Here is a 13,681-nt window from a genome sequence, read left to right as displayed (position 1 = left end):
GAGCCAGGATCAAACTCTCCATAAAAATTTATGATGTTTGACTAGCTCATAAAAACTATTTGTTATAAAACGTTTAAAACGTTTGTTAATTTGGAATTAACGTTGACATATTGTCATTCAGTTTTCAATGTTCATTTTTTCGCGTTACAATAATCAATTATACCGCTTTTCATTTTTGAAGTCAAGCACTTTTTTAAAATTATTTTTTAAGAATGTTTGACCTCGTTTTTTTCAACAATAACTATTCTATAATGTTCTTTGTTGATTTTCAATAGTAAAATTTACACTTTGTTAAAGTTTTTAATTCAAACTTTTACTTCTCAATGTTAAATTTACTGCGCCGTTTCAACGACCTATTCATCATATCAAGTCTTCTGTTAAGAGTCAATAAAATTCTTTAATAAAATTTGTATAAAATTACTTAATGTGCGTACGATTGCAACCAACAGCAACTATTGCCGTATAAGTGTAAATAGAACTAATGCCCTCTTACCCTTTGTGTGTAGTAATACTAATATTGTACCGCTTCCTCGAACATATTTTTATTATTCCCATGTAAACACCACTTCATATTCTTGTAATATGAAGTGCAGCATATACTTTTTAATGATCAGCTGAAACTCTCTTATATAGAAAAAAGACCAAACGCATTCCGCATTCGGTCAGTTCAGCTTGTAATAATTTCTTATTCTTCTTTTTCTTGGCATTCTGGGCATAATCCGTAAATTTCCATTCTGTGATGAGAAACTTTAAATCCCGTTACATGTTGTGCTAACTGTTCGACTTCATGTAATTGAGGATAATGAAAATCAACGATCTTTCCGCAATTTTCGCAGATTACGTGATAATGATTATGCGTATTAAAATCAAAGCGACTAGATGCATCTCCATAAGTCAATTCATTGACAATCCCTGTTTTCTTAAACACTCGCAAGTTATTATATATCGTAGCAACACTTATGTTTGGAAAATCTGGTGACAGTGCCTGATAAATTTCATCTGCTGTTGGATGAGTTTCACTGGAAATCAAAAATCTTAGAATGGCTTGTCTTTGCGGTGTAATTCTGATTCCGGCATTTCTTAAAGATGCAATAGAGTCCTCTAATTGATGCTCAATAGTTTCCATTTCTGCACTCATCTAATCCACCGTCTTTCTACTTAATAATTATTATTACTTAATATTAATATAACGGTTGAAGCACTGAAATGTCAATGTTTGCACTTAATTTAATCAATATCCTTTAGATAAATCAACCTTATTCTCAACTACATCTCCATTGTTGAGAAAATGTTTGAAATTCCTAATGAATATTTGCGATGCTTCATTGAAATTTTCTTTACCATTGCCTGTGATATGTGCTGTAATACTCACATTATCCAGTTCATATAAAGGACTATCCTCTGATAAAGGTTCTTTTTCAAAGACATCTAAATAAGCATGTCTGATTTTATCTTCTTTTAAAGCATTAATAATTGTTTCTTCGGAAGCAATCGTTCCTCTTCCGATGTTAATAAACAATGCACTTTCTTTCATTGCATCGAATTGTTCTGATTTCAATAAATGGTACGTATCTTCAGTTTCAGGTAAAACGTTAATAATAATATCTGCTTTAGGCAATACCTCATTTAATGCATTTAATGGATAGGTTTCATCAAATCCATCTACTTCATGACCAGTAGTATTGATACCGATCACTTTCATTTCAAACGCATTTGCAAGTTTAGCAATTTCCTTTGGAATATTACCTGTACCTAATATAAGGATAGTATCTCCATCTAATCGTTTTCCTGTTACTTTAGAATCATACACCTTATTTTCTTGATTGCGTCTTGAAACTCTCATTTGTTTATAATCGTCTAGAATATATGCAAACGCAAATTGACTCATTTGTTTTGCGTGAATACCTGATGCATTGGTTAATAAAATATCTCGCTCTGCAAGATATTCAAGCGGCAGGTTGTTCACACCCGCAGCATACCATGCAATAAATTTAAGATTCGGCATACCTTCGAAGAAAGCTTGATCAGCTTTGCCGCTGTATCCAATCACAATATCCGCATCTTTTTTATCCTCTTCGCTGATTTCATCTACATTCTTACGAAATACGAATTCTGTTTCTGGAAAAGTTTCTTCCAATAACTGCTCTGAGTCTTTTAATCTATTTAATGAAAGAACCTTCACATGCTTCACCCCAATATTTCTTTTAGTTGATCCATTTGTTCTTTAACTTTTACTTTCTCGATGACATGGTCGATAATCCCTTCTTCGTCAACGATAAAAGTAGTTCTTACAATGCCCATTGATTCTTTACCGAAACTTTTCTTCAATTGGTAGACGCCTGTTGCTTCTGATAATTTATAATCTTCGTCTACTAATAAATCGAAGTTTAAATCATGTTTTGCGATAAAGTTTTGGTGTTTTTTCTTAGAATCTCCGCTTATTCCATAGACAGCAATATCTAAATCATTGAACATTGCCATGTTGTCTCGGAAATCGCAAGCTTCTGTTGTGCATCCTGGTGTATTATCTCTAGGATAAAAGTAAAGAATTGCTTTTCTTCCTTTGATTGTTTCGTTAGTAATTACTTCTCCGTCTTGATTTTCTAATGCAAATTCAGGGAATTTGTCTCCTTTTTTCAACATATGCTCACCTTTTTCTTCTTATAGTTAATTATATGATACGATAGTAAGCGGAAATATTAAATTAAAAGAGGTTGATAAATAATGAATTTTACTGAAAGCGAACGACTTCAAAGTTTGTCAGATGAATATATCCTAGGCGGTGTCAACTCCCCTTCCCGCTCATTTAAAGCAGTTGGCGGCGGTGCACCGGTAGTAATGAAAGAAGGTAAAGGTCAATATTTATTCGACGTAGATGGCAATCGTTATATCGACTATCTGCAAGCATACGGCCCGATTATTACAGGTCATGCACATCCGCACATCACTAAAGCAATTCAAGAGCAAGCTGCGAAAGGTGTACTCTTCGGTACGCCGACCGAATTAGAAATCGAGTTTGCTAAAAAATTACGCGAAGCCATTCCTTCACTTGAAAAAATGCGTTTCGTCAACTCAGGTACTGAAGCAGTGATGACTACAATTCGTGTTGCACGTGCGTATACAAACCGTGATAAAATCATTAAATTTGCTGGTTCATACCATGGGCACTCAGATTTAGTACTTGTTGCAGCAGGCAGCGGCCCTTCACAATTAGGCTCTCCTGATTCAGCAGGCGTACCAAAAAGTGTAGCGCAAGAAGTTATTACTGTACCTTTCAATGACATCGAAGCATATAAAGAAGCAATGGAACATTGGGGCGATCAAATCGCAGCAGTATTAGTAGAACCGATTATCGGCAACTTCGGTATGGTTGAACCGCTTCCCGGCTTCCTAGAAGAAGTCAATGAAATCACTCATCAATACGGCGGTTTAGTTGTCTATGATGAAGTCATTACAGCGTTTCGTTTCCATTACGGGGCAGCACAAGACTTATTAAATGTCTATCCTGACTTAACTGCCTTCGGTAAGATTGTCGGCGGCGGATTGCCAATCGGCGGTTACGGCGGACGTCAAGATATTATGGAACAAGTCGCACCGCTCGGACCTGCATATCAAGCGGGTACAATGGCAGGCAACCCATTATCAATGAAAGCCGGCATTGCATTATTAGAAGTGTTAGAACAAGATGGTGTTTACGAAGAATTGAATCGTCTCGGCAAAAAACTCGAAGATGGTTTAAATGAATTGATTAAAAAACATGGCATTACAGCTACTATCAATAGAGTCTATGGTTCATTAACTATGTACTTTACTGATGAGAAAGTCACACACTACGAACAAGCTGAAAACTCAGATGGTGATGCATTTGCTAAATTCTTCAAACTTATGCTGAACCAAGGTATTAATTTAGCTCCATCTAAATTCGAAGCATGGTTCTTAACAACTGAGCATACAGATGAAGATATCGAAGAAACATTACGTGCTGCTGATTATGCTTTCTCTCAAATGAAATAAACTTGAAAATCATTCAAATTCAATGTATAACTTTATTATACGATTTGTTTTCAGTTGCCATTAAAACTGAGAATGAATGTGCATAAACAGGAATAAAGGAGCACAACAATTTGAAATTAGGTGCAAGAATTTTTAAAACTGGTATTGCTATTGTCCTGGCAATGTTAATTGCGTCATTTTTGCCTAAAAGTGCGGGTATTCCTACAGTTGCAGGAATCGGGGCAGTTGTTGCAATGCAGCCGAGCGTATTCCGCTCATACAAAACAATCAAAGAACAGTTTCAAGGTAACTTAATCGGTGCATTTCTTTCCGTCTCCATGGTTAGTATCTTCGGTGATACTATCATTATTATGGGCGCCACAGTTATCGTGCTGATTGCTTTGCTCTTCCAATTAAAGCTCCAGCACGTGGCTACCCTAGCTACTGTTACAGCTTTAATTATCATGGGACAAGGCGGAGAGACTGGTAATTTCTATGCTTCTGCGTTTTATCGTTTCGTATTAGTAATGATCGGTGTTTCAAGTGCGTTTATTGTCAACGTTGCTTTCTTCCCGCCGAAATATGAAACAAAGCTCTATTATAATTCAATGAATGTCGCATCTGACATCTTCATTTGGATTAAATTAGTAATTAATGATACGACTGAGTTTTACCATGTAAAAGAAGATACTAAAAGCATTAAGAAACGTTTGAATAACTTGCAGCAGCTCTTTGATTATTATAAAGAAGAGCGTACTTTCTTAAAAAAGAATGCATTTGAACTAAACAGAAAGAAGATTGTCTTTAAGCAAGTTGTCCTGACGACAAAAAGTGCATACGATGTTTTACGTCGCATGCACCGCTTCCAAAACGACTTGCACAACATGAGCGATAAACTTAAACTTCAAATTAAATTTGAGCTTGATGATTTAATGAATTCTTATGATCAGATTATGTTCAGCATTGCGCAAAAAGCAAGATATGACTTTGAGAATTTCCAAGCACCCATTGATATACCGCAAAAAATCGAACTCTTGGATGCATTTAAAAATGAATTGCATGAGCATCCCGGCACATCTGAATACTCTATTTCAAATGTCATGCAGATTATTTCTGCTATTGAAGAGTTCAGTTATGATTTAGAGCATTTAGATCGTTTAGTAATGAGTTATTTTGAATATCACCAAGATGATTCAAACATTGAAATCGATGATGAAGATTTAGACTTATAAAAATAGAGCAGGAGTTGTCTCATAAGGAGACAGCTTCTGCTCTTTCTTATTATAAATCTTGAATTGTATATAGATGATGATAGGCACCTTGTTTTGCTAATAATTCTTGGTGTGTACCTGTTTCGATAATTTGTCCGTTTTCAACTACTACAATCTTATCCGCATGTGTAATAGTAGATAAACGGTGCGCCACAATCAATGTTGTTCTGTTTTCGCTTAAGTGTGCCAGCGCTTCTTGTATAATAGCTTCACTTTCTAAGTCCAATGCACTTGTTGCTTCATCAAGAATAATAATCGGCGGGTTATTTAAGAAGATACGTGCTAAGGAGATACGTTGTTTTTGTCCGCCTGATAATTTCACACCGCGTTCTCCTACTTCTGTTTCATAACCCTCTGGCAAGCTCATGATGAATTCATGTGCATTTGCAAGTTTAGCAGCTTCAACCACTTCTTCTTCACTAGCACCAGGTTTCCCTAAGAGAATATTTTCTCTGATTGTATCTGAGAATAAAATGTTATCTTGCTGAACAAGGCCGATTTGGTCTCTTAAACTAGATAACATAAAGTCTTTTACATTATGCCCATCTATCGCTATCGTACCTTCAGTCGCATCATAGAAGCGAGGGATTAAATTGATGAGCGTTGACTTCCCTCCGCCTGACATGCCGACAAAGGCAACCGTTTCGCCATGATGTACTTCCAGATTAATATCATCCAGCACTTTAGGTGCATGCGGATTATATCTGAATGAGACATGGTTCAATGAAATATTACCTTCTGTAATATTAATCGGTTTGGCATCCGCTTCATCTTTCACATCATATTTTTCATCTAATAAGTTGAACACACGGTCCATAGACGCAAAACTTTGTGTCAGTGTTGTAAAGGATGAAACTAAACGGCGTAAAGGTCCGAAAAGCTGTTCTAAATAACCGACAAAGGCTGCTAAAGTACCGACAGTGATAGAACCTGTTACTGCTAAGTAACCGCCGACACCAATAACAATGATAGGCCCTAAGTCAGTCACAGTATTAATAGCCGCAAACGAATACGCGTTCCAACGTGTATGTTTAAACGCACGTTGCAAGAAGTTGCTGTTTTTCTTATCGAAGTTCTTTGCTTCGTTTTCTTCAATCGCAAAACTTTTGATGACAGAAATCCCTTGCACACGCTCATGCAAGAAACCTTGTACTTCAGCTAAAGCTTGTGATCTTTGACGCGTTAATCCGCGCAGTCTGCCGAAGAAATAATAAACCGTTAAAATGTAGAACGGGAAAATGACCATGGCAGCGAGTGTTAATTTAACATCTAAGAAGAACATAATAGACAATGCGATAATAATCGTCACACAGTCCAGCCATATGTTCATCAAACCCGTTAAAATAAAGTCTTTGGTCTGCTCAACATCGTTAATCACACGAGAAATAACTTCCCCTGCTTTATTGTTGGCATAAAATCGTGCACTTAAAGCTTGTAAATGATCGTAAAGCCGCTTACGAATATCGTATAATATCTTGTTACTCGTCCACTGCGCTAAATATTGCCGCATGTATTCAATAGGCGGACGAATGACAGCAAATATAATGAAGGCTATCCCGATTGCAATTCCTAAATGACTCAGCTTATCACTGACATTCATATTTTGGTTGTTAATAACATCATCAATCACATATTTGATTAATAATGGAATCAGCATAGGGATACCGAATTTAATGATACCGATAATGATGGTTGCAGCTATCCGCCATTTATACGGTTTAACAAACTGTATATACCTGCGTATCATTGAGGCAGCTCCTCCCTTTCTCTTCTTTTATGAAAACAAATAAATCAACGAGGCGAGACATTTTTTGAAGCAATGTCCGCGCCTCGTACAACCCTTATTATTCATACCATAGCTATTATAATTAAAAGCACAAGCTGTAATAAAGCAATCTGCTTTATTGACTAGCCTTGTCTTAATTTTTTATACCGATCTCTCCAGACTTTAATAAAGTCAGGCGCAAACGGTCCTTTCTTTTGTTCAATCCATTGCTGTAAAATATCAACATTTCTGCGTAAAATCGCATCAATATCTTTCGGATAATTCATTTGCTGCATATGCTGCTGATACTCATCTTCATCCAGCAAATGATATTTGCCGTTAGGATAGACTTTAATATCCAAATCATAATCAATATATTTCAATGCCTCAACATCACACACAAATGGTGAAGAGAGGTTGCAATAATAATAAACACCATCTTCTCTGAACATACAGATTACATTGAACCAATACTCCGAATGAAAATAAACAATCGCAGGTTCTCTCGTAATCCATGTACGGCCATCGCTTTCAGTCACAAGTGTGTGGTCATTGCCTCCAATCACAACATGGTCTGTCCCTTTTAAAATAGTTGTTTCGGACCAAACTCTATGAATGTTGCCATCGTGCTTGTAACTTTGAATTTTAATACGTTCTCCTTCTTTCGGTATGGACTCTTTTACCATGTTCCACACCTCCTCCTGGCTTTTTTTCACATTCTCAATTATAACATAACGCTATTTTAATCTCAGATAAGACTACTTAGATTCTAACGCATCTAACACTTTATGCATGGACGCTGGGAAATTGAATTGATCTCTGTCTTCTAACTTCATCCATGTGAAGTTCTCTGCTAATTCAACTTGATCCGCATCAATCGTATCGTCTACACTGAATACTTTAATATCCCATGTTAAGTGTGTAAACTGATGCTTCAATTTAAAAATCGGTGCTTCACTGATTGAAACATCTTGTTTTAATAAATCATAAACATCTTCTTCACTATGCGCTGCTTCATACATCGGAAATTCCCACATACCATTCAGCAGCTTTTCTGTCCGCTGTTCGATTAATAGTTCGCCTTGTTTATTTTTAATGACATAACAATTTTGATGAATCGTTTTCTTTTTGACTTTCTTGGTTTTCACCGGCAAGTCATCAACTGTGCCTTGTTCTAATGCTTCACAATGCGATTGAACCGGACATAATAAACAAAGCGGTGATTTAGGCGTACAGATTAAAGCACCTAATTCCATCATGGCTTGGTTGAATTGTCCTGCTTGTGTCGCTACATACGGACGCAATTCATCCTCGAATTTCTTTCTTACTGACTGTTTAGTTGTATCGCTGAAGTCATTATTCAAGCGTGACCATACACGAAAGACATTGCCGTCTACTGTCGGCAGCGGCAAGTCAAAAGCAATACTCATCACAGCAGCTTGTGTATACGGTCCGACACCTTTAAGCTGCTTAAACAAATCAGGATTGCTTGGGACTTGGCCGTTATATTTCGTTTGTACTTCTTGGATAGCATGATGAAAGTTGCGTGCACGGCTGTAATAACCGAGACCTTCCCAATACTTCAATACTTCGTCTTGATGGGCATCGCTTAAATCCGCTACTGTCGGGAACCGCTCTGTAAAGCGATGATAATAATCAATGACTGTTTTCACTTGTGTCTGCTGCAGCATGACTTCGCTGATCCAAATATAATAAGGATTCGTAGTTTCGCGCCATGGCATAGCTCTTTGGTTTTCATCAAACCATGAAAGCAAGTCTTTTTTAAATGAATTCTGGTCCAGCATATCTTTTAGACGCTCCTTTTTATTTGCTTTTAACTCATATATTTCAGTTGGATTTATTTTGTTATTACGTAATATGTTTTATACTATATGTAAGAATATTTGAAATGAGTGAACTATTATGGATACAGGAACACATATTGTCATGGGTATCGGCCTAACAGCATTAGCGATGCATGACCCTGCCCTGTCAGATCAATTCGGTGCAGCAGCGACGACTTTAATCGCCGGTTCATTGATTCCTGACAGTGATACTGTATTAAAATTGAAAAATAACGCTGCTTATATATCTAATCATAGAGGGATAACACATTCAATCCCTTTCACAATTTTATGGCCGATTTTGATTACCTTGCTGGTCTTCACATTCTTCAGCCATATTAATCCGCTGCATATTTGGCTGTGGGCACAACTTGCGGTCTTCCTGCATGTGTTTGTCGATATATTCAACTCATACGGCACACAAGCTTTGCGGCCGTTTTCAAACAAGTGGATACAATTAAGTGTCATCAATACATTCGACCCATACATCTTTATCTTATGGTGTCTCGGTATTGTATTTTGGGCATTAGGATTTAATGCATTTTTAGTGTATATTCCAATCTTTATCATCTTGGTGATTTATTACATTGTACGCTTTATCTTCCGAGCGTCTATCAAAAAACGTGTATTGCGTATGGTCAGCAGTCAAGATAAAGCTCATCTCGTCAAAGTGTTTGTGGCACCTACTATGAAATTTATGGAATGGCGTGTCGCTGTACAAACAGAAACACATGACTATGTGGGCCGCAGTTACGGAACAAACGTAGTCTTTGCGGACAAAGTAAAACGCCAGCCTTTCCCAGAAGAATCATTAATGCGTGTACTGCGCAATGATCCGAATGTCAAAGCCTTTCTAAACTTTTCATCTATTTACAGATGGGATACGCGCCAACTAAGCGATAATATTCAAGAAGTTCGTTTTATCGACTTGCGCTATCTCAATAAAGACCACTATTCTTTTGTGGCCATTGTACATTTAGATAAAAACTTAGAGATTACACATTCTTATACAGGCTGGGTCTTCAGCGAACAGAAATTAATGAAAAAACTTTATGCACACTAAAGAAAATAACGAGAATGAAAATGTTCAAACGACATTTTCATTCTCGTTTTTATATTCAATCTCTCTTAATGATCGAAATTATTTTCTTTTACTTTGTCAGGTTCTGCTGTATTTTTCAAATGAATCGAACGATGCGTTGTCATTCTGAATTTTTCATAAGCAATATGCGGTCTTAAAATATATAACAACAGACTCCAAATACCTAACCAGACAATAAAGAAAAAGTGATAAGGTATATTGCCTAAACTGTTAATACCGATAATCACCGCTTCTTCAATTCCAGAAACTAAGTAAAACAATGGATTCAGCATAAGAATATGCATCCACCATGTCTTATGTTCATTCGGAATAAAGATAATCGGCACGATAAAGAACATCACAGCAAAACAAACATACATTGTTATATCAAAAACTTTGTAGTTGCTGATCATACGGATTAATCCTAACACTTGAGAAACCAAGATAACAAACAGCATCCACATTACCCAGTAGAAACCGATGGCCCAAAATGAACTGTCTAAATTCACTGGTTTTACAAGTACGACAAGCGCAATTGAAAGCAATAAACCGACTGAGAAGATGACAGTATAGATAATACTTTTAAACGATGTCACATAATCAAAGTTCTTATACTCATAATAATCTCTGCGGTAGCGCATTGTATTAAAGTACAATGTGACAAGTGTCCAGGATAATGTAATGAAACCAATATAGCGGTAATACCATACGGCTTGTGTTTCTTCTGTCGAATTATTAAGCTTCAACATCAGCAGCATCAGAAGCAATAAAATTATAGAACAGCCCAGCGGAATGACAAACCATTTCCAATTCCGCTTCAAACTGCCGCTTAAATGTCTCAGCATTTGAGGCAAGCTATAGTAAAAATTTATGATTTTATCTAACATTTCGTCTCACCTACAATTCTATATAAATCCATTTATTATCTTTCATGTCCGCAATGAAGTAGCCTTTACCTGATTTCGTTACCCAGTAATCGCCTTGAATTCCGAATTTATCTTTCAATTTGTCTTTTTCAACAATCGGGAATACAAATCCAGTTAAATGATCGGAATCATTAAACAATAAATCCACCGGCTGCTGCGTGACAGGTGCGACAAAACGCTGATCCTTTTCAGGTACTAAACTTTTAACTGCTTTCTTGTGTGATTGACCGATATGGCTGTTATAGAAATCCACATAGTTGATATAACTGTCTTTCATATAATCTTCTAATGTCGATTTGCTGTGGCGTTCATAAAGCGCTGCCGGATTGAAATGATACAGTTTATTTTTGCCTGTTACATATTCTTTGTCATCGACGACAATTTTATAGTTATTATCATTTTCTCCAATGATTGTCACAAACGCATATTTCGGCAAGTTGAGCTTTGTATTGCCTTCCCCTTTGACTTCCAAATTATTTTTGGTCACTAAGCCATACGTTAAAGTTTCGTTGAAGACACCTTTTTGATTCGATTGCAATTTGCTTTGTTCCGTGTTCTGTGCAAAATGGACAATACCTAAATTATTGAATAACAGCACAGCCATGAACACGAAGCCGACTAATAAGACAATACTCCATCCAATTACACGTGCTAAGAAAGGTGTCGGTTTTGCATGTTTATACCGCTCTACACGCTTAAAGTTATAAGTCATTTCCGGAATGCGCGTACGTTTCTTTTTCCAATCCACATCAAAATGTGCTTTTTCTTCTTCTGTTTTTAACGATTGACAATCACGCTCATGTTCTTTAAACGCAGGCAAGACTCTGCTCAACGGTCCTTCCATACGTAATTGGCCATGAGAAATCCACACTGCATAGTTGCATATCGTTTGAATCACATTCAGGTTATCATCGATTGTAATCATAGTCTTTTCATCATCTATGTAGTCTTGCGATAACTTAGAGGCTTTTTTCAAAAAGGCTTCGTCCAAATAATGCAAAACGTGGTTGAAAATGATGATGTCTGCTTTTGAAGTACGTGCCAAGCTGACGATAAGCTGGGCATATTGCTGATCGGTTAATTGATAAACAACTTTATCTTTTATTTCAAACAAATCTGCATAACGCAATATTTGTTCCACTTTATGTTCGTTCACAGAGTATGTAAATAATTCGACTGCATTTTGAACAAAGGCTGAAACCGTTTCTTCGTGCAGATGTTTATCTTCAATGTCCCCGAAATATAAACTGCCGTTTCGTTTGATACGCCCCTTATCCGGTTTGACTTCACCTGCTAAAATTCTGCCGATTAACGTTTTTGAAGCGCCCGGCTCTCCGATAATTCCAAGCGACTCTCCTTGATAAAGGTGCAGAGAGACATTGTTCAACTCAATATCTTCAGCATCATAACCATATGGGAGATACCATTTTTTTCTATTCTTTTTTCGATAATAGTGTGTGATATTCAGTAATTTTAATACAATTGAACTCGCCATTTAACCTACATCCTTCTAAAGTTTTAATAATGCGACTGGGATGCCTTGTTCGCTTTGCCCGCTGTGCAGGATTTTCCCCCAAGCAAAGACACCTTTAAAACGATCTACACGCATATAACGTTTGGTACCGTCATTCAATTCATAAATTTTACCGAATTCAATTTTATCTTTATCTACTAAATAACTTTCAGCTATGATGACTTTTGTACGGTAAACATCATACTCATTTAAGATTCCATTCATTTCTGCTTTACGCATCTTTTCTTTATACTTTTGTATTTCATTTAAAATTTCACTTTTTGTCATATCGCTTAAACTTTTCTCAGTCATCACTAATCCCGCTTTCTCTTAATTTATCTTTAATTGTATCATACTCATAGCCTTTTCTGAGAAGTGCTTCTGTCGTTTTCATAACAAGCTGCTGTCCGCTGTATTTGCGTTCGTTCTTTCGATATACTTTTTCTAATTCCTTTTGAAGCAATGTATCGACTTCATCCGCATCTGGTTCGAAATCCAATGCTTGCATCGCTTCATTGACAATCTCGAATGAATAGCCCTTTTGAAGCAGTGATTGTTTCACTTTATCTGAACGGCGTTTCATCGGCCCTTTTTTCTGATGCATCAGCTTATCCGCAAGCGCAATAACATCCTCAAGCGGCTGTTCTTGTTCGTAACGTTCCCCGTAATCTTCAATCAATGCTTTTTCAATGCCGGCTTTATATAGTTTTTGCTTATAAATTTCAGGCCCTTTGTCTGTAGTGCGGATCATAGTGTTTTTCAAGCTTTCCGCATAATCTTCATGGTCAATATAGCCTTCTTTATGACAATAGGCAATAACTTCTGCAATAGCTGTTTCATTGATTTCATGTTTTTCCAAATGCTGCACAACTTCTTGTTCTGTTCTTTTGCGGTAAGACAGATAAGCGACAGCGTGATGCAGACCTAAACGGTAATGTTCATATTTTTGAATATGCATCATATCTTCAGCGGTGAGGACATCACCTTTTTTCAAATTAAAATGTACCAAAGTATCCATATCAATACCCATTTCAAAGGCACCATCTAAAAATAAGTTGAAGCGTTCTTTATTTTTCTTTTGAACTTCAATCATAGTAATCTTAGGCATTGTCTCACCTCATTTCTGTACGTTGTTAAAAGTATTCGTCCTTTATTGTAAAACAAATGCGGTCACATTTATAGCGTTATACCCCTTGTATAACAAAGAAAATGAAATCTTCACTTATGCTAACAAAACTTCATTTCATATTAAAAAAGGCAATCCGGATGATGTTATCCGGTTGCCGAA

13 protein-coding genes are annotated in these 13,681 nt (G+C 36.6%); 3 read left to right on the top strand and 10 right to left on the bottom strand.

Annotated features, from left to right (window positions below; genetic code table 11):
• Positions 1-685 precede the first annotated feature (685 nt).
• The 3 genes from perR to bcp form a co-directional block, all read right to left on the bottom strand.
• On the bottom strand, positions 686-1,138 hold the full coding sequence (perR, locus tag DVJ99_RS02750; RefSeq protein ID WP_114603054.1) for a peroxide-responsive transcriptional repressor PerR: 453 nt from the start codon (positions 1,136-1,138) through the stop codon (positions 686-688).
• A 93-nt stretch (positions 1,139-1,231) separates the two neighbouring features.
• Positions 1,232-2,182, bottom strand: coding sequence for a phosphoglycerate dehydrogenase (locus DVJ99_RS02745; protein WP_162912129.1), 951 nt, complete (start codon positions 2,180-2,182; stop codon positions 1,232-1,234).
• A 5-nt stretch (positions 2,183-2,187) separates the two neighbouring features.
• On the bottom strand, positions 2,188-2,643 hold the full coding sequence (gene bcp / locus DVJ99_RS02740; RefSeq protein WP_114603052.1) for a thioredoxin-dependent thiol peroxidase: 456 nt from the start codon (positions 2,641-2,643) through the stop codon (positions 2,188-2,190).
• Between the two features lie 81 nt (positions 2,644-2,724).
• Here bcp and DVJ99_RS02735 point away from each other — a divergent pair, with 81 nt between their 5' ends.
• The gene (locus DVJ99_RS02735) at positions 2,725-4,014 is read left to right on the top strand and encodes a glutamate-1-semialdehyde 2,1-aminomutase (protein WP_114603051.1); all 1,290 of its coding nucleotides are present in this window, start codon (positions 2,725-2,727) and stop codon (positions 4,012-4,014) included.
• Between the two features lie 110 nt (positions 4,015-4,124).
• On the top strand, positions 4,125-5,225 hold the full coding sequence (locus tag DVJ99_RS02730) for an FUSC family protein (protein WP_114603050.1): 1,101 nt from the start codon (positions 4,125-4,127) through the stop codon (positions 5,223-5,225).
• Positions 5,226-5,274: 49 nt separating this feature from the next.
• On the opposite strand, the gene DVJ99_RS02725 is transcribed toward DVJ99_RS02730, so the two are convergent.
• The 3 genes from DVJ99_RS02725 to mutY form a co-directional block, all read right to left on the bottom strand.
• On the bottom strand, positions 5,275-7,011 hold the full coding sequence (locus DVJ99_RS02725; RefSeq protein WP_114603049.1) for an ABC transporter ATP-binding protein: 1,737 nt from the start codon (positions 7,009-7,011) through the stop codon (positions 5,275-5,277).
• 161 nt (positions 7,012-7,172) lie between these two features.
• A complete protein-coding gene (gene ntdP, locus DVJ99_RS02720; RefSeq protein WP_105994283.1) occupies positions 7,173-7,715 on the bottom strand; it encodes a nucleoside tri-diphosphate phosphatase in 543 nt (180 codons plus the stop codon).
• A gap of 72 nt (positions 7,716-7,787) precedes the next feature.
• A complete protein-coding gene (gene mutY, locus DVJ99_RS02715; protein ID WP_114603048.1) occupies positions 7,788-8,834 on the bottom strand; it encodes an A/G-specific adenine glycosylase in 1,047 nt (348 codons plus the stop codon).
• A 118-nt stretch (positions 8,835-8,952) separates the two neighbouring features.
• On the opposite strand from mutY, the gene DVJ99_RS02710 reads away from it, so the two are divergent.
• The gene (locus DVJ99_RS02710) at positions 8,953-9,936 is read left to right on the top strand and encodes a metal-dependent hydrolase (protein ID WP_105994281.1); all 984 of its coding nucleotides are present in this window, start codon (positions 8,953-8,955) and stop codon (positions 9,934-9,936) included.
• Between the two features lie 65 nt (positions 9,937-10,001).
• Here the strand turns inward: DVJ99_RS02710 and DVJ99_RS02705 are convergent, their stop codons facing one another.
• Genes DVJ99_RS02705 through recX form a run of 4 tightly spaced genes read right to left on the bottom strand, consistent with a single transcriptional unit; the run spans position 10,002 to position 13,501 of the window.
• On the bottom strand, positions 10,002-10,841 hold the full coding sequence (locus tag DVJ99_RS02705) for a hypothetical protein (protein ID WP_114603047.1): 840 nt from the start codon (positions 10,839-10,841) through the stop codon (positions 10,002-10,004).
• Between the two features lie 10 nt (positions 10,842-10,851).
• Positions 10,852-12,375 (bottom strand): ATP-binding cassette domain-containing protein, encoded by a 1,524-nt coding sequence (locus DVJ99_RS02700; RefSeq protein ID WP_114603046.1) that lies wholly within the window; start codon positions 12,373-12,375, stop codon positions 10,852-10,854.
• A gap of 15 nt (positions 12,376-12,390) precedes the next feature.
• Complete coding sequence (locus DVJ99_RS02695) at positions 12,391-12,705, bottom strand: YfhH family protein (RefSeq protein ID WP_114603045.1); 315 nt, start codon at positions 12,703-12,705, stop codon at positions 12,391-12,393.
• Positions 12,698-13,501, bottom strand: a complete 804-nt coding sequence (recX, locus tag DVJ99_RS02690) for a recombination regulator RecX (protein ID WP_114603044.1) — start codon at positions 13,499-13,501, stop codon at positions 12,698-12,700. The genes DVJ99_RS02695 and recX overlap by 8 nt, the downstream gene beginning before the upstream one ends.
• Between the last annotated feature and the right edge of the window lie 180 nt (positions 13,502-13,681).

It is taken from the genome of Staphylococcus sp. EZ-P03, from assembly GCF_003344575.1.
Classification (GTDB): domain Bacteria; phylum Bacillota; class Bacilli; order Staphylococcales; family Staphylococcaceae; genus Staphylococcus; species Staphylococcus simulans_B.
This window is presented reverse-complemented; position numbering and strand designations above follow the sequence as displayed.